Below are 20515 nucleotides of genomic sequence, written 5' to 3'. Positions count from 1 at the left end.
CAGGTCTCCCTGAAGAAGTGGAGCGCATTTTAGGGATTTCTGCGCTCAGGTCAAGCCTTTTTTGAAGATTAATTAAAGATTTCGAACTGTTCGATTATTAAGTAAACAATTTACTTAATAAGTGAGCACGCTTGAGTGATTTTTTCAATATATTGGGCTTTTACATGTGAGTTATCATCATATTGACTGGCTAATAAAATACGATTATTTATTCCTGCAGCTGCTGCGGCCTCCATATCTGAGCCTTTATCGCCAATAAATACACTGTGCTTTAAATCTATATCATATTTCTTTGCTGCTTTTAAAATCAAACCTGGCTTAGGCTTACGACATTCGCAAACTTTTAAATACTCATTTATCCCTTTTGTCGGATGATGAGGGCAAAAGTAAACATCATCAATATCAATGTTTTTTGCTTTAAATTGATCAGTCATCCAATGTGTTAACTCTTTAAATTGGTCAACCGTATATTTACCACGGCCAATACCGGACTGATTAGTGATGACAATTAACTTGTACCCTTTATTACTGGCTTCTATGCATAATTCGAAAATACCATCCGTAAATTCAAAGTTTTCTTTTTGATAAACATAGCCGTGATCAACATTAATAATGCCGTCTCGGTCTAAAAATAAAGCTTTATTCATATTTATATAAATTGTCTGTTTTTGTAAGGATAATAGAAAAAAGCGAGTAAAACTCGCTTTTTATGATATTAACTATTGATGTAATGTCTAAAACTAACGTTACAAAACAATAGAATTACATACATAATCCACCGTCAATTTCTACAACACGGCCGGTAAAAAATTCATTCTCAAAGATATATTTTACCGTATGAGCAATTTCATCCGCTTCACCTAAACGCCCTACTGGTTTCATTTTCTCTAAACGGTCACGCATTTCTGGTTTCATCGCATCAGTCATCGCAGTTCTGATAACGCCTGGGGCAATTGCACCAACACGTATACCATGACGACCTAATTCTCGAGCCCAAGTTACTGTCATAGCAACAACACCTGCTTTTGAAGCAGCATAATTCGTTTGTCCCATATTACCACCGCGAGCAATAGAGGACATGTTTATAATCACGCCTTTTTTGCCAGATTCGATCATATGAACAGCAGCTTCCCGACCACATAAGAAAACTCCCGACAAATTAACATCGATAACTGATTGAAACTGATCTAATGACATTTTCTTAGTTACAACGCCATCTTTTGCTTTGACGAACATTCCGTCACGAAGGATCCCTGCATTATTAATCAAGCCATCAATACCATTAAAGTCCTTGTTGATTTGTGAGAACGTTGTTTCTACGTCTTGCTCAATGGTTACATTGGCTAAATAGTATTTTGCCGATGAGCCTGTTGCTTCTACAAGGCTAACAGTTTCTTTTAATAATTCTTCATTTAAATCGATCAAAGCAAGTTTAGCACCTTGCTCTGCTAAGTTGATTGCCATCGCTCTGCCAAGGCCTTGACCACCACCAGTGATAACAATTGTTTTATCGTTAAGATTCATAACTTACTTTACCCTTTTTCTTAAATTTTTTGCCTAATTTTTTTTGTTAAATCAGACTTTATTGTTTTATCGGTTTAAATAACCTTCAATGATTAAAGATTATTGATGGCTAAATTTATTTTTCAATTGACGTAAAAAACCATGCTACTTGCTGATTATCAACCGTCTCTATATTTTTATATAACCAATTAGGCTGTTTGTCTTTATCCACCAATAGTGCTCTTACACCTTCGGTAAATTCAGAAAACTGACAACAGCGAATAGACAAATTAAACTCTTTTTCAAAACATTGTGCTAATGTTAACGTCTGACAATTCTTTAATTGCTGGTAAATAATATGTGCACTTAATGGACTACCTTGGCTTAGCTTTTGCTGAGCCTTGTTAAACCAAGCACTGCTTGTTTTTTCGTTGACAATCGCGTGGTATATATCAACGACATTATCATAAGCGGTAACCTTTTGTATCTTCCTTATTTCATTATCAATTAAGCCAACATTCTGCACTTTACTTTGCACACTATAGCTATTCAACAATGCCGAAACTCGTTGATGGTTATCACCTTCATTCATCGTTAATTCAAGCTGAAAAAGAGCATTGACTAAAACATCAATATGCTCACTATCAATAACATAGTCAGCCAGTTTTAATCGCTTTGCATCCGCGCCATTAAAAGTCATGCCCGTTAAACCGAGAAATAAGCCAACACCTTTTGGCATTTGATTTAAAAACCAACTTGCGCCGACATCTGGATATAAGCCAATGGTGATTTCTGGCATTGCCATCACTGTTTTTTCGGTAACAATACGATGACTTGCCCCTGCAACTAAACCTATGCCGCCTCCCATAACGTAACCGTTCGCTAACATTACTATCGGTTTGCTTGCATTGTGAATGAGTTGATCTAACTGATATTCTTTAGTGAAAAACTCCACACCTAAACACGCTGAAATTTCATCATCGTTTAAGGTGTTTCTTGCGTTATTTTTATGTTTAGTAATAAGGTCACGATAAACACTTACCACGTCTCCACCGGCACAAAAGGCTTTATCTCCAGAGCCTTGAAAAACAATAACAGCAACGGCATCATCAGCTAACCAAGCTTTTAATTGCGGCAGCAATAAATCAATCATAGGTAAACTAAGGGCATTTAAACTTTTACCCGCATTTAACGTAGCAAAAGCAATTTTTATCCCGTTGTCTACAATATGCTCGGTTAAAATTACAGGTAATTCATTCGAAGGCTTTATCATGTTTTACCTATCATCTTCTCTATGAATTCAATATTAAATAACTTATGCAAGCGTATCATCAATAGCAACAACGGTTCTTCCTGTGACACTTCCTTGAACATAAGCATCAAAAGCATTCGGTAAATCAGAAAACGCGATCGTTGTTGGCGAGATCACATCAAGTTTGCTAGGTTTTAAATCAGTTGCTAAACGTTGCCACGCTTTAGTACGAACAGATGTCGGCATTTCTACCGAGTTAATCCCTAGTAAACTAACCCCTCGTAAAATAAATGGCATTACGGTGGAATCTAACTTTATCCCCCCCGCTAAACCGATAGAGGCAATATTGCCCCAAATATTTGTGGTACGAGTTAGCCATGATAGTGTTTCACCGCCGACATTATCAACAGCGCCTCCCCACTGAATACTTTCAAGTGGTTTCGTCCCCATTTCCACATCATGACGATTTAATAAACGTGATGCCCCCAGCGATGTTAAATAGTCTTTTTGCTCTGTTTTACCCGTAAAGGCCACGACTTCGTAACCAAGTTCAGCCAGCATATTGATCGCAAAACTGCCGACACCACCTGTCGCACCGGTAACAAGAATAGGACCAAACTCTGGCTTTTGGCCATTATCTTCCATGCGTTGAATGGCTATTGCCGCAGTGTAACCTGCTGTACCAAGCGCCATTGCGTCACGCAAACTTATCTCCTTAGGTAAGTTCACCACAGAATTAGCTTTTACTCGGGCATATTCACTGTAACCACCATCATATAATTCGGAAAGCTGTGCACCACAAACCAGTACTTTATCGCCTTGTGTAAATCGACTATCACTTGACGTTACAACAACCCCCGATAAATCAATACCGCCAACAAGCGGATAAGTACGTAAGATCCGCCCTTTACCTGTAGCCGCTAGCGCATCTTTATAATTAATATCAGAGTAAGCAACTTTGATAACCACTTCGCCTTCAGTTAAATCATCCAGATTTATTTTTTCAAAGCCGCTAGTTATCGTTTTGTTATCACCATTAATATTTTGATGAATACGAAAGGCCGTAAATTTTTGTGGCATGTTTTTTATCGATGGGGTCATATTCTTGCTCTCAAATAGATTGAAATTGCCAACTAACATAACCTGCCAAAAGCAACACAGATAGTCGACTTTAGTCCTAGAACCAACATTAACATTTTGTTCATGACTCACGCTAAAATTAATTAAAACATGCTTAATTATGTTTTAGCGTGAATTATTTGATTAATAGTCCACTAATTACATATTACGACGGTACTGACCGCCCGCTTCAAATAATGAGTTAACAATTTGTCCAAGAGAACAGACTTTACAAGCGTCCATCATTAATTCAAAAATATTTTCATGATTAATTGCCGCCGTTTGTAAACGCTTTAATAATACAGTTGTTTCGGCTTCATTGGCTTTATGTAAACTTGCTAACATATCAATTTGATAATTTTTTTCTTCCTCTGTCGCTCGTATTACTTCATCAGGAACAACCGTTGGAGAGCCTTTTGAGCTTAAGAAAGTATTCACACCTATAATCGGATATTCGCCAGAATGTTTTAAGTGTTCGTAATGAAGACTTTCTTCTTGAATTTTTCCGCGCTGATACATAGTTTCCATCGCACCAAGCACACCACCACGTTCGTTAATTCTGTCGAATTCCGTCAATACAGCTTCTTCAACTAAATCGGTTAATTCTTCTATAATGAAAGCCCCTTGAATTGGATTTTCATTTTTAGATAAACCTAATTCGCGGTTAATGATCAATTGAATTGCCATGGCGCGACGAACACTGTCTTCAGTTGGTGTTGTGATCGCTTCATCGTACGCATTGGTATGCAAAGAATTACAGTTATCATTGATGGCATAAAGTGCTTGTAACGTTGTACGAATATCATTGAAATCAATTTCTTGTGCATGTAACGAGCGTCCGGAGGTTTGAATATGATATTTCAACATTTGCGCACGAGCATTCGCGCCATATTTGTTTTTCATCGCTTTTGACCAAATACGACGGGCAACACGACCAATAACCGCATATTCAGGGTCGATACCATTTGAAAAGAAAAAAGATAAATTTGGTCCAAATTCGTTAATGTCCATACCACGGCTTAAATAGTATTCTACAAACGTAAAGCCATTAGCTAACGTAAGCGCTAATTGCGTGATAGGGTTCGCACCTGCTTCAGCAATATGGTATCCAGAAATAGAGACTGAATAGAAATTACGTACGCCTTTTTCGATAAAGTATTCTTGAACGTCACCCATTAAACGCAAGGCAAACTCTGTAGAAAAAATACAAGTATTTTGCGCTTGATCTTCTTTTAAAATATCCGCCTGAACTGTGCCTCGCACTTGCGTTAAAGTTTTAGCTTTGATCTCTTGATATATTGCTGAGGGTAGAACTTGATCGCCTGTAACTCCTAACAGCATTAAACCTAGGCCGTCATTTCCTTCCGGTAATTCGCCTTGATAAGTAGGACGTTCACAGCCTTTATCTTTATAAATTTTAGTGATCAACGCCTGAGTTTCTTTTTCTAAACCATGCTCAGTAATATAACGTTCACATTGTTGATCAATCGCCGCATTTAAAAAGAAACCTAACAACATCGGCGCCGGCCCGTTAATGGTCATAGATACCGAAGTCATAGCATCTGCTAAATCAAAACCTGAATACAGTTTTTTCGCGTCATCTAAACAACATATAGACACACCGGCATTTCCGATTTTTCCATAAATATCAGGACGAATAGCAGGGTCATTACCGTATAACGTTACCGAGTCGAATGCGGTTGATAACCGTTTTGCCGGCATGCCTTTTGATACATAATGAAAACGACGGTTAGTACGTTCTGGGCCGCCTTCACCAGCAAACATTCTCGTAGGATCTTCACCTTCACGTTTAAAAGGAAACAATCCTGCCGTATAAGGAAACTCACCCGGCACATTTTCTTGTAAACTCCACTTTAAGATATCTCCCCAACCTTGGTATTTAGGCATACTAATTTTCGGGATATTAGTATCAGACAACGATTTTGCATGGGTTTCGATAGAAAGTTCTTTATTACGTACTTTAAATTTAAATTCTGGATTTTTATATCGCTGAACCTTATTTGCCCACTCTTCCAGCAATAGTTTATTTTTAGGATCTAGGTCTAATTCAACCTTGGCGTATAAGGTTTCAAGTTGATGAATAAGCTGTTCTGAAACATCTGTGTCTGATTCTTTCGCCGTTTCAATCGCTTGATGAATACCATAAAGCTTTTGAGCCACCTGAGTTTGCTTTTCAACCCAAGCATCGTAACCACGGTTATTTTCAGAAATTTCAGACAAATAACGAATGCGGCTACCAGGAATAACACTACTTTTGTTAGCCAAAGTGCCATCTATTGATAAAACATCACCAACCGTTAATCCAGCTTTATGGTTTAACTCAGTGATCACCGCATTATAAAGCTCTGTCATACCACGATCGTTAAATTGTGAAGCTATGGTGCCAAATACTGGTACCTCATCATCGCCTGCTTCGAACATGCCACGATTACGTTTGTATTGTTTTTTCACGTCACGTAATGCGTCTAAAGCACCACGCTTATCAAATTTGTTTAACGCAATAATATCGGCAAAATCGAGCATATCGATCTTTTCTAATTGCGTTGCCGCACCATATTCTGGCGTCATCACATATAAAGATACATCTGAATGTTCTTCTATTTCTGTATCTGACTGGCCGATACCAGAGGTTTCTAAAATAATTAAATCAAAATCCGTCGCTTTTAAAATCTCTAAGGTGTCGTTGACATATACCGATAAAGCTAAGTTCGACTGTCGTGTCGCTAATGAACGCATGTAAACACGATCATTATTGACGGCATTCATCCGAATACGATCACCCAATAATGCGCCGCCGGTTTTACGTTTTGAAGGATCAACTGAAACAATTGCGATTTTGCTGTCAGGCGTTGCCATTAAGAAGCGTCGAATTAATTCATCCACTAATGAAGACTTACCTGCGCCGCCGGTTCCGGTAATACCAAGTACAGGCGTTTTACTCGCAGTAGAAATTTTACGAATTTTATCAAGTGCTGCTTTATTTTCTTCTGGCGCGTTTTCTGCAGCTGAAATTAAACGTGCGATGGCTTGTTTATCATTCTTTTTAAGATTGGCCACATCTTCTTTTTTAACATTGGTGCCTGTTTTAAAATCACAACGTTCAAGCATGTCATCTATCATGCCTAATAAACCTAATTCACGACCGTCATCAGGAGAGTAAATACGGGTGATACCATAATCATGCAACATGGCAATCTCTTCAGGTAAAATAACGCCACCGCCACCACCAACGATACGAATATGTTCACAGCCTCGTTCTTTTAAAAGGTCATACATATACTTGAAATATTCGTTATGGCCACCTTGGTATGAAGTCATGGCAATCGCATTCGCATCTTCTTGAATCGCAGTATTAACTACTTCTTCAACACTTCTATCATGACCAAGATGAATAACTTCAGCACCACTTGATTGCAAAATTCTACGCATAATATTAATCGCCGCGTCATGGCCATCAAACAGCGAAGCTGCGGTAACAATTCTAATTTTATTCTTTAATTGGTAACGTTCGGTCGTCATAACAAACTCACTTTTGGTGTTATTTATTAATTACTAGCGCGTAAATTAGGTAATAGATAAAGCAACTAGATCTTATATTTAGTGTTTTCTTGTCAAAAATATTTACATTAGTCATATTTGAACACACTACAAACCACGTTAAAATTGATTTTATTGTTAATTTAATGGACTATATTGTTATTGATTACTTTTTAAATAACGAAGTAAATGGCTACTAGTACACCAATCATCAAGTCAACAATTATTCACCAAGATCAAAATGATCATATTCGCTTGGTAATTCCATTGTTTTTGTTGAAGAAACTTAAACTACATCCACTTACAGCAGGGCTTTATCCTTTGGCTCTGGGAAAATCAACCAGTCATAATAAACTCAATATAAAACAAAATAATGCGCATCATCACAGTTTAATTTATTGCCAATCAGGTAGTGGAATATTAGACCACAAAAGTAAAAAACGAGAAGTTAAACGAGGCGATTTAGTCATATGTTGTCCACATCAAGCTTTTACGTTCTCAACAAATACCGCAGTAAAATCACAAAAAGAAAATAGCTTTTATTGGATAAACTTCACCGGCAAGTTAGCAGATGATTTTGCTGAAAGGCTTTTGATGAAAATGGATGATGGATTAGCCCATGTAGGCTTATTAGCGAATATTGTTGAAGATTTTGATAATTTACTGGCACTAGGCACTCGAGGATATACCGCTACCAATGTCATCCATGGTGTGCATTTATTACAACAAGCATTAAGCTCTCTTGCCTTACAATTAAGACTGACAGCTTTTAATCAAAATAGTCACTTTGATATTGAGGCTGTTGAGAGCTTAATGCGCAATAATATCCATCAAGACTTAAGTTTGGATACACTGGCTCATTATAGCCAACTTTCGAAGTTTCATTTTTCAAAAAAATTTAAAGAGTTAACTGATACCTCACCCATACAACATTTCATTAATATGAAGATGCAATATGCCTGTAACGAACTTGACAATAAAAATGATTCAATAAAGCATATTGCTGAGTCACTGGGCTATGCAGATCCCTACTATTTTTCACGATTATTTAAAAAAATAGTTGGCATGTCTCCGAAGCAATATAGAGATTCACATTTTACAGAAAAATAAGTCGTGAATAAGTGATTTAAAGCTCATTAAATTTTAATTTTTTCGCGATCATGTTTAATACTTTATATAATTTTTTCTCTAACAATCCTGCCATTAATTTGGGATGTTCATCAAGCAAATGATGTTCAATCTCAGTTATTGCAACGAAACAGGTTTGAAATTGATTGTTTTGCTCTGTGGCATACAAAACATCATCAGCAAGTTCATCTTTTATCGCCGGATAATTGGAACTGATCTCTCGAAAACTTTCAGCTGTTTCAATTGAAAAGTAAAGCGAAAGTATGTTTTCTTCATCGCCATACCATCCTGCAGTCATGGTTTGAAAATTTAGCTGTGATTCTAATCGATTAGCAATGGAGTTTAACGTCGTGAATTTTTCTGTAAGTAAACTATTTACTTTTATTGAGATAGGTAACTGAGTTTCCATAAAGATAACTAGCGATGAAAAGGATAAAGAACAGTAACGTATCTAATAACAAATTCAAAGTAATTCAAGTTCCGACAAAGTTTACATTTATCCACTATACTGAAATTTATTAATGCTGATTAATAGATACAAATGAAGTTAACCCTCTATTTCGTTCTTTGCATATTTAGCCTTTTTAAACAGGCTTTTGCTGAAGAAATAAAAGCCCCCTTTATTATCAGTTATGTCGAGCATGACTCAATCATTAATTTTTATGTCCCTTTATTGGATAGAGCTTACCGTTCGATAGGCATTACACCTGAATTTATTCAAATTAATGATAAACGAGCCTTAAAATTATTAAACCAAGGTGAAATCGATGCAGATACGGCTAAATCAGGTGAGGTATTTACCCTGTATCCTAATATTATCAAAGTACCAACGCCAATCAGCAAAATTCAAGTGATGCTCATTTGTCAGTTACAGTTAAACTGTGATCTGAGTGTACTAAAATCAGCCAATAAAATGTTAGGACTTATTGCCGGAGATGAGTTTTACAGCAACTTATTAGGCAATAGTAAAATTCGTATAACGGAAGTGAGCAGTTTCAAAATATTATTAGCAATGTTTAAACAAAAAAGAGTCGATTATATTTTTATGGTTTTTGATGAAAAAGATATTGAAGCGAAAAACTCTTTTAAGAATAAATTCTTAATTGAAGAAAAAATTGGTTTTCATATTTTGCATAAAAAACACCGAAAACTGCTCCCTAGATTAGATAAGGCAATAAAATTATTATTGAATACTCCTTTCCCACAAACGATTCATTAATAACTACCTAGTTAAAAATCAACGCTAAAAAAAATCGTAAGCGGTTGAGCGCTTACGATTTTACCAAGATGCATAGCCGTATTAAAAACTATAACATTTCAACCGCAATTGCTGTCGCTTCACCACCACCAATACAAAGTGAAGCAACCCCTTTAGATAAACCTTTGTTTTTTAACGCATGAATTAATGTCACCATAATACGTGCGCCACTAGCACCTAAAGGATGCCCTAAAGCACAAGCACCACCATTAATATTAACTTTTTCAGCATCGAGTTCTAACGCTTTCATGCCCAGCATAGTTACCATGGCAAAGGCTTCGTTAATTTCAAATAAATCAACGTCCTTAGTTGTCCAACTTGCTTTATCTAACACCTTTTTCATTGCGCCAACCGGTGCAACGGTGAATTCTTCTGGTTTTTGTGCATGAGTGGCATGTGCCACAACTTTGCATAATGGCGTTAAGCCACGTTTTTCGGCTTCAGATAGCTTCATCATCACTAATGCTGCAGCACCATCAGATATTGAACTTGAATTAGCGGCAGTAATAGTACCGTCTTTTTTAAAGGCAGCTCTTAATGAAGGAATTTTATCAGGACGCGCATTACCGGGTTGTTCATCAATTTCAAATATTGAATCACCACGGCGAGATTTTATCGTAACAGGTGCAATTTCATTGATAAATGCACCCGATTCAATAGCAGCATTGGCACGAGATAAAGAACGAATAGCATATTCATCCATAGCTTCACGTGTAAAATTATTTTCATCCGCTGTACCTTGTGCAAAACAGCCCATAGCAATACCGTCATATGCATTTTCTAAACCGTCGGTCATCATATGATCTAATACTTGACCATGGCCCATTTTAATACCGGCTCTTCCCTTTGGTAATAAATGAGGAGCATTAGTCATACTCTCCATACCACCGGCAATGGCGACATCAATTGAGCCAGCAACTAAAGCATCATGCGCTTGCATGGCAGCTTTCATACCTGAACCACACACTTTATTAATAGTGGTACAAACAGTTGATAAATCTAAATCTGCCGCCAATGCTGCTTGACGTGCAGGTGCTTGTTTTAAGCCTGCAGGAAGCACACATCCCATGATCACTTCATCTACTTGATCATTTTTCAGATTTGCTTCTTCAAGTGCAGCTCGAATAGCCGTGGCCCCTAAAGTAGGTGCGGTAACGGTAGATAAACCTCCCATAAAACCGCCCATTGGCGTTCTTTTGGCAGATACAATAACAATAGGATCAACAGTAGACATAAAACTCTCCAGCGAAAATTCGCAACATAATATTTTTCAAACAGTTGTTCGACATAATACCCGAGGAACTAGTTAACGCCAACGTTAACCCGGTAGTTAATTAGTACTAGTATCAGATAAATGTACTAAATTATTGCCAGTTAATATCGCGTAAAACACAGAAAAGTTTACGTTTACGTAAACTTCATGATATCGTAAGAATATAATAATTAAATTTGAGTATTTTATGAGTAAGCATACCACCGTTTCCTACTCTATTGGCGAGTTAGCAAAAGAATTCGATATTACCACGAGAAGTATTCGTTTTTACGAAGACCAAGGACTAATTTTACCAACTCGCAAAGGTCAAACACGAATTTATAACCAAAGAGACAAAGTTAGACTAAAGTTAATTCTACGCGGCAAACGATTAGGCTTTTCATTAGCAGAAACGGGCCGACTTTTTGAACTCTACGATGCAGATAAAAGTAGTGCCACGCAATTAAAAACGATTATGGATCTTATCGCTCAGAAAAAAAATGACCTTAATCAGCAGTTAGAAGATATCCAAGCCGTATTAATAGAATTAACCGGCTTAGAAAAAAATTGTCAAGATGCGTTAAATCTCATCAAAAAATAAAACAATAATGCATCAGTAACACTAAATTATATCAATAAGGAACCGTCATGATTTCAAGTTTTTCATCTCTCAATTTTAACTTAGGCGAAACGGTGGACATGATCCGCGATCAAGTAAACGCTTTTTCGCGTGACGAAATTGCACCTCGAGCCGAGCAGATCGATCTAGATAACGAATTTCCACACGACTTATGGCGTAAATTTGGCGACATGGGATTATTAGGAATGACCGTAGATGAGCAATACGGTGGTTCTGGCCTAGGTTATTTAGAGCATATGGTGGCAATGCAAGAAATTAGTAGAGCTTCTGCTTCTGTCGGCTTAAGTTATGGCGCCATGTCTAACCTTTGTTTAAATCAACTAAACAAAAATGGTAACCACGAACAAAAACAAAAATATTTACCAAAACTGTGTACCGGCGAACATATTGGTGCCTTAGCCATGAGTGAGCCTAATGCAGGCTCTGACGTAGTAAGTATGAAACTACGTGCCGATAAAAAAGGTGATAAGTACGTTTTAAATGGTAATAAAATGTGGATCACCAATGGCCCAGATGCGCATGTTTACGTGATATATGCAAAAACTGATACGGCAGCCGGCTCAAAAGGCATCACAGCTTTTATCGTTGAGCGAGATTATCCGGGTTTTAGTCGTCATCAAAAACTAGATAAATTAGGCATGCGCGGTTCAAATACTTGTGAATTAGTGTTTGAAGATTGTGAAGTACCTGCAGAGAACATTTTAGGTGAAGAAGGTAAAGGCGTACGAGTATTAATGTCTGGCCTTGATTATGAACGTTTAGTTTTAACTGGTGGACCATTAGGTATTATGGATGCATGTATGGACCTAGTTGTCCCTTATATACACGATCGTAAACAATTTGGTCAATCTATCGGCGAATTCCAATTAGTGCAAGGAAAAATTGCCGATATGTACACTCAAATGAACGCGGCTAAATCTTATGCTTATATGTGTGCTCAAGCGGCAGATCGTGGTGAAACAACACGTAAAGATGCTGCTGGTGTAATTTTATATGCTGCAGAGCTTGCCACAAAAATGGCCCTTGATGCTATCCAATTACTCGGTGGCAACGGCTATATCAATGAATTTCCTGCCGGGCGTTTACTACGTGATGCAAAACTGTATGAAATTGGCGCTGGTACTTCTGAAATCCGTCGTATGCTAATTGGCCGTGAATTATTTAACGAATCTAATTAATTTGGCATGTTCAGTAGGCTGTAAAAAACAGCCTACTGAAATACTCATGATGATAATCACAATTTCCACAATAAAGGTAGATAGTCGTGGCGAAGATAATATCTAAAGTTAATCCCCGTAATCCTGAGTTCATCGAAAACGCTCAAGCAATGCAAGAACAAGTTCGTGACTTAAAAGAAAAACTTGCAGAAATAAAACTAGGAGGCGGTGAACGAAGCCGTGAACGCCATTTATCACGTGGTAAATTACTGCCTAGAGATAGAGTCAATGCCCTGCTCGACTCAGGTTCGCCATTTCTAGAATTATCACAATTGGCCGCTTATGACGTTTATGAAGACAATGTACCATCAGCAGGGATCATTACCGGTATTGGTCGTGTTGGTGGCCAAGAATGTATTATTGTTGCCAATGACGCTACCGTAAAAGGAGGAACTTATTATCCCCTTACGGTTAAAAAACACCTTCGTGCACAAACTATCGCCCAAGAAAACAATTTACCCTGCATATACCTAGTCGACTCTGGTGGTGCTAATTTACCAAACCAAGATGATGTCTTCCCAGATAGAGAGCATTTTGGTCGAATCTTTTTTAACCAAGCGAATATGTCAGCACAAGCAATTCCGCAAATAGCCGTTGTGATGGGCTCTTGTACTGCCGGAGGGGCTTACGTACCAGCAATGGCTGATGAGTCAATCATTGTGAAAGAGCAAGGTACGATATTTTTAGCAGGACCTCCGTTAGTAAAGGCAGCCACGGGTGAAGTTGTTAGTGCTGAAGAGTTAGGCGGTGCCGATGTACATTGTCGTACTTCAGGGGTAGCAGATCATTATGCACAAAATGATCATCACGCTTTAAAAATAGCAAAAACCGCGATTGCAAACTTAAATAGAACTAAGCCCGTTGAAATGAACATTCAACCTATTATCGAGCCGGCTTATGACAGCGAAGAAATTTACGGCATTATCCCGAAAGACTCTCGTCAACCTTTTGATATTCGTGAAATTATCGCCCGTGTTGTTGACGGTAGCGACTTTGATGAATTTAAAGCTTTATACGGCACCACTTTAGTCTGCGGATTTTCAAGGATTTTCGGTTATCCGGTCGGCATTGTAGCTAATAATGGCATCCTTTTCGGTGAATCCGCTCAAAAAGGAGCACATTTTATTGAGCTATGTGCTCAACGAAAAATTCCGTTAGTATTTTTGCAAAACATTACCGGCTTTATGGTTGGGCAACAATATGAAGCCGGTGGTATTGCCAAACATGGCGCAAAAATGGTGACAGCGGTTGCTACCGCACAAGTCCCTAAATTTACCGTGTTAATTGGCGGAAGCTTTGGTGCAGGGAATTATGGTATGTGTGGGCGTGCTTACGATCCTCGATTCTTGTTCATGTGGCCGAATGCCCGTATTTCAGTTATGGGGGGTGAACAAGCCGCCGGAGTACTAGCTCAAGTTAAACGTGATCAAAAAGAGAAACGCGGCGAAACTTGGTCAACACAAGATGAAGCTGATTTTAAACAACCCATCATTGACAACTATGAACATCAAGGTCATCCATATTACGCATCAGCAAGGCTTTGGGATGACGGCATTATTGATCCAGCAGAAACTCGACAAGTTTTAGGGTTAGCGATTTCAGCATCCCTTAATAAACCTATTGAAGAGACAAAATTTGGCATTTTTAGAATGTAGGCGACAAGATGACTCAGATAGAAAATAGTTTAAATATTGATAATACCAAGGTGCTCTTAACCATAGACAGTTCTGGAGTAGCAACCGTTACCTTAAATAACCCCGAAAAGCACAATGCTTTTGATGATGAGGTTATCACAACGCTTACCAAGATTTTTATGCACCTCAGCAAACGTGATGATGTTCGCATTATGGTGTTAACGTCAACTGGAAAAAGTTTTTCTGCAGGTGCGGATCTTGGCTGGATGAAACGTATGGCGAGTTATAGTTATGAAGAAAACTTAGCGGATGCCAATGCATTAGCCAACATGCTAAAAACTTTAAATTTTATGCCACAAACGACCATTGCTCAAATACAAGGAGCAGCTTTTGGCGGTGCGGTTGGATTAGCAAGCTGTTGTGATATTGTTATTGCCAGTAATAAAGCCAGCTTTTGCCTTAGTGAAGTAAAGCTCGGACTTATTCCTGCCACGATTAGCCCTTATGTTGTCAACACGATGGGCCAAAAAGCCAGTCGTCGTTATTTTCAAACGGCAGAGCGCTTTTTCGCTGATAAAGCCTTAAGCCTTGGTTTGGTTGATGAAGTGGTTGAATTAAATGAATTACCAGCCGCTGTTGAAAACATGATAAGCACACTTCTAAGTAATAGTCCTGCTGCAGTTAGACAAGCAAAACAGCTTGCCTTAGATGTTGCTTTTCAAGACATAGATGATGCATTACTCGATGTTACCAGTGAGCGCATCGCATCCATTCGAGTTTCACGAGAAGGTCAAGAAGGTTTAAGCGCATTCTTCGAAAAACGCGCGCCACAATGGCAACAAGAGTCTTCGAAACAAGGATCATAACATGTCGCATTCTACTAATAATCTAACCACTAGGTCTGATAAAATGTTTACCAAAATTCTTATTGCTAATCGCGGCGAAATAGCTTGTCGAGTCATAAAAACAGCACGAAAAATGGGCATATTAACGGTTGCCGTTTATTCAGATGCTGACAGTGATGCCTTGCATGTCAATATGGCTGATGAAGCCATTTATCTCGGTCCTTCACCTTCAAGAGAAAGCTATTTAGTGGCGGAAAAAGTCATTGAAGCCGCAAAACGAACTGGCGCTCAAGCGATCCATCCTGGTTATGGCTTTTTATCAGAGAATGCTGATTTTTGTCGGATGTGTGAGCAAGAAAATATTAAGTTTATTGGCCCTCCGGTAGCCGCAATTGAAGCGATGGGCTCAAAATCAGCGGCAAAAAACATTATGGAAAAAGCGCAAGTCCCACTTGTGCCTGGCTATCACGGTGAAGATCAATCCGAAGCAGTGATAAAAAAAGCAGCTGATGATATGGGATACCCTGTGCTATTAAAAGCAACTGCTGGCGGCGGAGGCAAAGGTATGCGTCAAGTTTGGAGTGAAGCCGAGTTTTCAGAAGGTTTCGCTGCGGCTAAACGCGAAGCACAATCGTCCTTTGGTGACGATACCATGTTAGTGGAAAAATATTTAACTCAACCTCGACATGTTGAAATTCAAGTCTTTTGTGATAATCATAATAACGCGGTGTATTTATTTGAGCGTGATTGCTCAGTACAACGACGTCATCAGAAAGTGATTGAAGAAGCCCCAGCATTTGGCATGTCTGAATCACTTCGTCAAAAAATGGGTGAGTCAGCCATCAAATCGGCGCAAGCAATAGGTTATCAAGGTGCTGGTACCGTTGAGTTTTTACTAGACGTTGATGGTTCATTTTACTTTATGGAAATGAATACTCGCCTTCAAGTTGAACACCCTGTTACAGAATTAATTACAGGTCAAGATCTCGTGGAATGGCAACTTCGTGTCGCCGCAGGTGAAGTACTGCCTAAAACACAACAAGAATTAGTCATAAAAGGCCATGCTTTTGAAGCTCGTATTTACGCAGAAGATGCCAATAACGATTTTTTACCGGCTACCGGCAAACTTAATTTTTTACAACCGCCAGTAGAAAGTGCTCACGTGCGAGTAGATACCGGAGTCAGACAAGGTGATGAGGTGAGTGTTTTTTACGATCCGATGATCGCAAAATTAATTGTCTGGGATGAAAATAGAGAAAAAGCCTTACAACGTCTAAGTAAGGCTCTTTCAGAATACCGTATTAGCGGTGTCACAACGAATATAGATTTCTTATATAATTTAGCCACTTGCCCTGCATTCATTCACGAAGATATTGATACTGGTTTTATCGAAAAACATCAGAACGATATTTTTCATGAGGATGAACAAACCTTGGCTGATGAGTTACCTATTGCAGCGTTATATTTAGTTTTATCGTTAGCAGATAAAGCCAAAGCAAATGCGGCAGATACTTTAGATCCATACTCCCCTTGGAACAACACAAATGCATGGCGATTAAACGAAGCTCATATCCATCAATTAACCTTGGCTCATAATGATACTGATTACCCAGTAACCGTTGAACAAAAAAGGCAAGGGAGCGACAGTTATTATTTAATCACAGTGTCAAATAAAACCCTTGATTGCCAAGGGAGAATTTCAGCTGACACCTTGTACGTGAGTATTGACGGTTACCGAAGCCATGCCACGATTGCTAGAAATGGCAATGAAATCAGCTTATATCGTCAAAATGGTGTTTTTAATTTCACTTACATTGAGCCTGAATGTGGCAATGAAGATATCAGTAATGACTTAGGTGGCTTACTTGCGCCGATGAATGGCACTATGGTTAGCGTGTTAGTAAAAGAGGGAGATACAGTTAAAAAAGATCAACCGTTAATGATAATGGAAGCGATGAAAATGGAACATACGATTAAAGCGCCCGAAGATGGCATGATTGACGCTTTATACTACGCTACTGGCGACATGGTAGACGGCGGCTGTGAATTATTAGCATTTAACGCGCAGGAAATATCATGAATCAATTCCCTCAAAGCGTAAAAATTGTTGAAGTAGGCCCCAGAGATGGCTTACAAAATGAAAAAACATTAATCACTGCGCAAGACAAAATCACATTAATAAATAAACTCGCAGATGCAGGACTTAAAACTATTGAAAGCGGAAGTTTCGTGTCACCTAAGTGGGTGCCGCAAATGGCGACATCAACCGACGTTTTTAATGGGTTAACACGCCAACACAACGTGAGTTATGCCGCGCTAACGCCAAATTTAAAAGGATTTGAAGCGGCCATTTCTGCTAAAGCCGATGAAGTCGCCATATTTGGTGCAGCTTCTGAAGGATTTAGTCAAAAAAATATTAATTGTTCCATCGCTGAAAGTTTAGAGCGATTCGAACCGGTGATGGCTGCGGCAAAGAAAGCCAATATTCCAGTAAGGGGTTATGTTTCATGCGTTATAGCCTGCCCTTATGATGGTGATATAGAGCCAGAGCAAGTTGCTGATGTTGCTGAAAAACTATTCAAAATGGGCTGTTATGAAATCTCATTAGGAGACACTATTGGTGTGGGAACAGCCGCAAGTGTACATAAGATGTTACAAGCCGTATCAGCCCGTATTCCGAGAGAAAAACTAGCCGTTCACTTTCATGATACATACGGTCAAGCGTTAACGAATATTTACACTGCATTACAAAATGGCATCACGGTTATTGATAGCGCCATTGCTGGTTTGGGTGGTTGCCCATATGCTAAAGGCGCTTCAGGTAATGTAGCTACAGAAGATGTCGTGTACTTATTAAATGGGCTAGGTATTGAAACGGGCATAGATTTAAAAAAATTACTGACCGCAGGATGGTTTATTAGTGACGTTTTAGGTAAAGCACCGGTCTCTAAAGTATCTACCGCGATTCGCGCACAATAATCATCAAATAGAATAGAGTTAAGGAGTATTACATGGCTGGATTTGACAAAGTTGTGTCAAGCTATGAAGAAGCGATGGCTGGTCTCGAAGATAATATGACTATTATTTCGGGTGGTTTTGGGCTTTGTGGAATTGCTGAAAATCTCATCGCAGAGATAAAACGAAAAGGCACTACGGGATTGACCATGGTTTCCAATAATTGTGGCGTTGATGATTTTGGTTTAGGGGTGTTATTACCGAACCGACAAATAAAAAAAATAATCGCCTCGTATGTCGGTGAAAATGCAGAATTTGAACGCCAAATGATGAGTGGAGAACTTGAAGTTGAATTAACCCCTCAGGGCACGCTTGCAGAAAAAATGCGTGCTGGTGGTGCGGGTATCCCAGCTTTTTTTACTGCAACAGGTTACGGGACCCCCGTTGCAGAAGGTAAAGAAGAACGAGAATTTAACTGCAAGCATTATATTTTAGAAGAAGCCATTACTGGTGATTTTGCGATAGTCAAAGCATGGAAAGCAGACCGATACGGTAATTTAGTGTTTCGTAAAACCGCACGTAATTTTAACCCTTTGGCCGCTACAGCAGGGAAAATCACTGTTGTTGAAGTAGAAGAAATTGTTGAACCTGGCGAGTTGGATCCTGATCATATCCATACCCCTGGTATCTATGTTAACCGTGTTATAAAAGGCACGTTCGAAAAACGTATTGAGCAACGAACTATTCGTTCTAATGCTAAGTGAGGAGATAGCAATGGCATTAACAAGAGAACAATTAGCACAAAGAGTTGCTCAAGAATTACAGGATGGTTATTACGTTAATTTAGGCATTGGCATCCCAACGTTAGTCGCAAATTATGTACCGGCAGGCATGGAAGTCATGTTGCAATCAGAAAATGGTTTACTTGGTATGGGCCAGTTTCCTTCCGAAGATGAGATTGATGCAGATTTAATTAACGCAGGTAAGCAAACCGTAACTATGGCAACTGGTGCTTCAATCTTTGACTCAGCTGAGTCTTTTGCGATGATCCGTGGTGGTCATGTTGACCTAACTGTATTAGGTGCATTTGAAGTAGATGTGAATGGTAATATTGCCTCTTATATGATCCCCGGTAAGCTGATTAAGGGTATGGGTGGAGCAATGGATTTAGTGGCTGGTGCAGATAATATTATTGTTACCATGACTCATGCTTCTAAGCACGGCGTTTCAAAATTATTGCCTCATTGCACACTACCATTAACAGGTAAAGGCTGTATCAAAAAAGTATTAACAGATCTGGCATTTCTTGAAATTAAAGACGGCGCATTTCACTTATTAGAGCGAGCACCTGGTGTTTCAATAGAAGAAATTAGTCAATTAACCGCCGGAAAACTGGTAATTCCTGAAGATGTTCCTGAAATGATTTTCTAAATTAATTTATTATAACTTATTGTAAATTATATAAATTAAATTAACTCATGGTGAATGTCTTACATGAAATAATGTAATATCTCAACAGATGGTTGCATTTTTGTTTTATTTTGGTAATACTAAAAGTGACAAAGAAAAGGCAAGGTGCGCGAAAACGTACTACGCAAAACCACCGGTCTAAGGGTTTATCTTGAATAAATCTATGACAGCGGAGTTACCATGTTATTAGGTACATCCCGTGGTTTTTTCTTTTACTAACTCAATTTACTTATTAAGGTTATTAAAATGAAAAAATTATTACTAGTTTCTACAATTACTGCTTTAACATTAACGTCTGTCGTATCAGCCCCAAAAGCTGAAGCTGCTAACATAGCCCAGAGCTTATGTGAGTATGTTGCCGCCGATGACAAGAAACGCATGCGTTCATTTTTAAAGGCGAATAAATTAAAAATTCGCAGTATCTTCGATGGTATTCAATGTAATGGTAAAAACCTGTTGGTCTTTGCAGCTGATAGGGGTTCAGAAAAAACTGGCTCTTTGATGATCAACAAGCTGCCTAAGAAAGTTGTTTCAGCTAACTTGGCACTTTTGCAAAGCGGATCGCAACCGTTAATAGACGCTGCTAACGAACGCGTTAGTAGTTAAATTATTTTTTAGTAGGCGTTATTTGTTCATGCAATAAAATGTTTTACTAGTCAATAATTCTATGTCGATTTAAAAAGC

At 38.5% G+C, this 20515-nt stretch carries 18 protein-coding genes and 1 riboswitch; of the genes, 11 read left to right on the top strand and 7 right to left on the bottom strand.

The features are described 5' to 3' along the window. Window positions 1–110: 110 nt before the first annotated feature. From gmhB to RM573_RS13355, 5 genes are all read right to left on the bottom strand, one after another. Window positions 111–647 (bottom strand): D-glycero-beta-D-manno-heptose 1,7-bisphosphate 7-phosphatase, encoded by a 537-nt coding sequence (gmhB, locus tag RM573_RS13375; RefSeq protein WP_311582962.1) that lies wholly within the window; start codon window positions 645–647, stop codon window positions 111–113. 115 nt (window positions 648–762) lie between these two features. Next, complete coding sequence (locus RM573_RS13370; protein ID WP_311582959.1) at window positions 763–1524, bottom strand: SDR family oxidoreductase; 762 nt, start codon at window positions 1522–1524, stop codon at window positions 763–765. A gap of 115 nt (window positions 1525–1639) precedes the next feature. Further along, complete coding sequence (locus RM573_RS13365) at window positions 1640–2776, bottom strand: enoyl-CoA hydratase/isomerase family protein (RefSeq protein ID WP_311582956.1); 1137 nt, start codon at window positions 2774–2776, stop codon at window positions 1640–1642. 42 nt (window positions 2777–2818) lie between these two features. After that, window positions 2819–3856, bottom strand: a complete 1038-nt coding sequence (locus RM573_RS13360) for an oxidoreductase (RefSeq protein ID WP_311582952.1) — start codon at window positions 3854–3856, stop codon at window positions 2819–2821. Between the two features lie 177 nt (window positions 3857–4033). Then, complete coding sequence (locus RM573_RS13355; protein WP_311582947.1) at window positions 4034–7414, bottom strand: methylmalonyl-CoA mutase family protein; 3381 nt, start codon at window positions 7412–7414, stop codon at window positions 4034–4036. A 207-nt stretch (window positions 7415–7621) separates the two neighbouring features. On the opposite strand from RM573_RS13355, the gene RM573_RS13350 reads away from it, so the two are divergent. Further along, window positions 7622–8542, top strand: coding sequence for an AraC family transcriptional regulator (locus RM573_RS13350; protein WP_311582945.1), 921 nt, complete (start codon window positions 7622–7624; stop codon window positions 8540–8542). A gap of 16 nt (window positions 8543–8558) precedes the next feature. Here RM573_RS13350 and RM573_RS13345 read toward each other — a convergent pair whose 3' ends face one another. Further along, entirely contained in the window at window positions 8559–8969 is a 411-nt protein-coding gene (locus RM573_RS13345; protein ID WP_311582943.1) for a hypothetical protein, read from the bottom strand. A 132-nt stretch (window positions 8970–9101) separates the two neighbouring features. On the opposite strand from RM573_RS13345, the gene RM573_RS13340 reads away from it, so the two are divergent. Beyond that, window positions 9102–9779 carry a hypothetical protein gene (locus RM573_RS13340; protein ID WP_311582940.1) on the top strand — a complete coding sequence of 226 codons (678 nt, stop codon included), beginning with the start codon at window positions 9102–9104 and terminating at the stop codon, window positions 9777–9779. An 88-nt stretch (window positions 9780–9867) separates the two neighbouring features. Here RM573_RS13340 and RM573_RS13335 read toward each other — a convergent pair whose 3' ends face one another. Beyond that, on the bottom strand, window positions 9868–11052 hold the full coding sequence (locus tag RM573_RS13335; RefSeq protein WP_311582937.1) for an acetyl-CoA C-acyltransferase: 1185 nt from the start codon (window positions 11050–11052) through the stop codon (window positions 9868–9870). A 226-nt stretch (window positions 11053–11278) separates the two neighbouring features. Here RM573_RS13335 and RM573_RS13330 point away from each other — a divergent pair, with 226 nt between their 5' ends. The 9 genes from RM573_RS13330 (at window position 11279) to RM573_RS13290 (ending at window position 20437) form a co-directional block, all read left to right on the top strand. Next, the gene (locus RM573_RS13330) at window positions 11279–11671 is read left to right on the top strand and encodes a MerR family transcriptional regulator (RefSeq protein ID WP_311582934.1); all 393 of its coding nucleotides are present in this window, start codon (window positions 11279–11281) and stop codon (window positions 11669–11671) included. A 47-nt stretch (window positions 11672–11718) separates the two neighbouring features. Next, window positions 11719–12888: an isovaleryl-CoA dehydrogenase gene (locus tag RM573_RS13325; protein WP_311582931.1), complete on the top strand. Its 1170-nt coding sequence runs from the start codon at window positions 11719–11721 to the stop codon at window positions 12886–12888. Window positions 12889–12974: 86 nt separating this feature from the next. Further along, a complete protein-coding gene (locus tag RM573_RS13320) occupies window positions 12975–14582 on the top strand; it encodes a carboxyl transferase domain-containing protein (protein WP_311582928.1) in 1608 nt (535 codons plus the stop codon). 8 nt (window positions 14583–14590) lie between these two features. Next, a complete protein-coding gene (locus tag RM573_RS13315) occupies window positions 14591–15427 on the top strand; it encodes an enoyl-CoA hydratase/isomerase family protein (RefSeq protein WP_311582925.1) in 837 nt (278 codons plus the stop codon). A 43-nt stretch (window positions 15428–15470) separates the two neighbouring features. Then, window positions 15471–17486 (top strand): acetyl/propionyl/methylcrotonyl-CoA carboxylase subunit alpha, encoded by a 2016-nt coding sequence (locus tag RM573_RS13310; protein ID WP_311582979.1) that lies wholly within the window; start codon window positions 15471–15473, stop codon window positions 17484–17486. Next, window positions 17483–18385, top strand: a complete 903-nt coding sequence (locus RM573_RS13305) for a hydroxymethylglutaryl-CoA lyase (RefSeq protein WP_311582922.1) — start codon at window positions 17483–17485, stop codon at window positions 18383–18385. Before RM573_RS13310 ends, RM573_RS13305 begins: the two co-directional genes overlap by 4 nt. Window positions 18386–18417: 32 nt before the next feature. Continuing rightward, complete coding sequence (locus RM573_RS13300; protein WP_311582919.1) at window positions 18418–19125, top strand: CoA transferase subunit A; 708 nt, start codon at window positions 18418–18420, stop codon at window positions 19123–19125. A 10-nt stretch (window positions 19126–19135) separates the two neighbouring features. After that, complete coding sequence (locus tag RM573_RS13295; RefSeq protein ID WP_311582916.1) at window positions 19136–19792, top strand: 3-oxoacid CoA-transferase subunit B; 657 nt, start codon at window positions 19136–19138, stop codon at window positions 19790–19792. A gap of 128 nt (window positions 19793–19920) precedes the next feature. After that, window positions 19921–20014: riboswitch (cyclic di-GMP riboswitch) on the top strand. A 63-nt stretch (window positions 20015–20077) separates the two neighbouring features. Beyond that, window positions 20078–20437 carry a DUF3718 domain-containing protein gene (locus RM573_RS13290; protein ID WP_303451871.1) on the top strand — a complete coding sequence of 120 codons (360 nt, stop codon included), beginning with the start codon at window positions 20078–20080 and terminating at the stop codon, window positions 20435–20437. The last annotated feature ends 78 nt before the right edge of the window (window positions 20438–20515 follow it).

It is taken from the genome of Thalassotalea castellviae (assembly GCF_031846185.1).
Lineage (GTDB): Bacteria > Pseudomonadota > Gammaproteobacteria > Enterobacterales > Alteromonadaceae > Thalassotalea_H > Thalassotalea_H castellviae.
This window is presented reverse-complemented; position numbering and strand designations above follow the sequence as displayed.

Excerpts from the sequence above, each read along its gene's own strand:
- RM573_RS13355 (WP_311582947.1), bottom strand. The coding sequence starts at position 7,414 with ATGACGACCGAACGTTACCAATTAAAGAATAAAATTAGAATTGTTACC.
- RM573_RS13315 (WP_311582925.1), top strand. The coding sequence starts at position 14,591 with ATGACTCAGATAGAAAATAGTTTAAATATTGATAATACCAAGGTGCTC.
- gmhB (WP_311582962.1), bottom strand. The coding sequence starts at position 647 with ATGAATAAAGCTTTATTTTTAGACCGAGACGGCATTATTAATGTTGAT.
- RM573_RS13305 (WP_311582922.1), top strand. The coding sequence starts at position 17,483 with ATGAATCAATTCCCTCAAAGCGTAAAAATTGTTGAAGTAGGCCCCAGA.
- RM573_RS13350 (WP_311582945.1), top strand. The coding sequence starts at position 7,622 with ATGGCTACTAGTACACCAATCATCAAGTCAACAATTATTCACCAAGAT.
- RM573_RS13335 (WP_311582937.1), bottom strand. The coding sequence starts at position 11,052 with ATGTCTACTGTTGATCCTATTGTTATTGTATCTGCCAAAAGAACGCCA.
- RM573_RS13330 (WP_311582934.1), top strand. The coding sequence starts at position 11,279 with ATGAGTAAGCATACCACCGTTTCCTACTCTATTGGCGAGTTAGCAAAA.
- RM573_RS13310 (WP_311582979.1), top strand. The coding sequence starts at position 15,471 with ATGTTTACCAAAATTCTTATTGCTAATCGCGGCGAAATAGCTTGTCGA.
- RM573_RS13340 (WP_311582940.1), top strand. The coding sequence starts at position 9,102 with ATGAAGTTAACCCTCTATTTCGTTCTTTGCATATTTAGCCTTTTTAAA.
- RM573_RS13370 (WP_311582959.1), bottom strand. The coding sequence starts at position 1,524 with ATGAATCTTAACGATAAAACAATTGTTATCACTGGTGGTGGTCAAGGC.
- RM573_RS13290 (WP_303451871.1), top strand. The coding sequence starts at position 20,078 with ATGAAAAAATTATTACTAGTTTCTACAATTACTGCTTTAACATTAACG.
- RM573_RS13295 (WP_311582916.1), top strand. The coding sequence starts at position 19,136 with ATGGCATTAACAAGAGAACAATTAGCACAAAGAGTTGCTCAAGAATTA.
- RM573_RS13345 (WP_311582943.1), bottom strand. The coding sequence starts at position 8,969 with ATGGAAACTCAGTTACCTATCTCAATAAAAGTAAATAGTTTACTTACA.
- RM573_RS13360 (WP_311582952.1), bottom strand. The coding sequence starts at position 3,856 with ATGACCCCATCGATAAAAAACATGCCACAAAAATTTACGGCCTTTCGT.
- RM573_RS13325 (WP_311582931.1), top strand. The coding sequence starts at position 11,719 with ATGATTTCAAGTTTTTCATCTCTCAATTTTAACTTAGGCGAAACGGTG.
- RM573_RS13300 (WP_311582919.1), top strand. The coding sequence starts at position 18,418 with ATGGCTGGATTTGACAAAGTTGTGTCAAGCTATGAAGAAGCGATGGCT.
- RM573_RS13365 (WP_311582956.1), bottom strand. The coding sequence starts at position 2,776 with ATGATAAAGCCTTCGAATGAATTACCTGTAATTTTAACCGAGCATATT.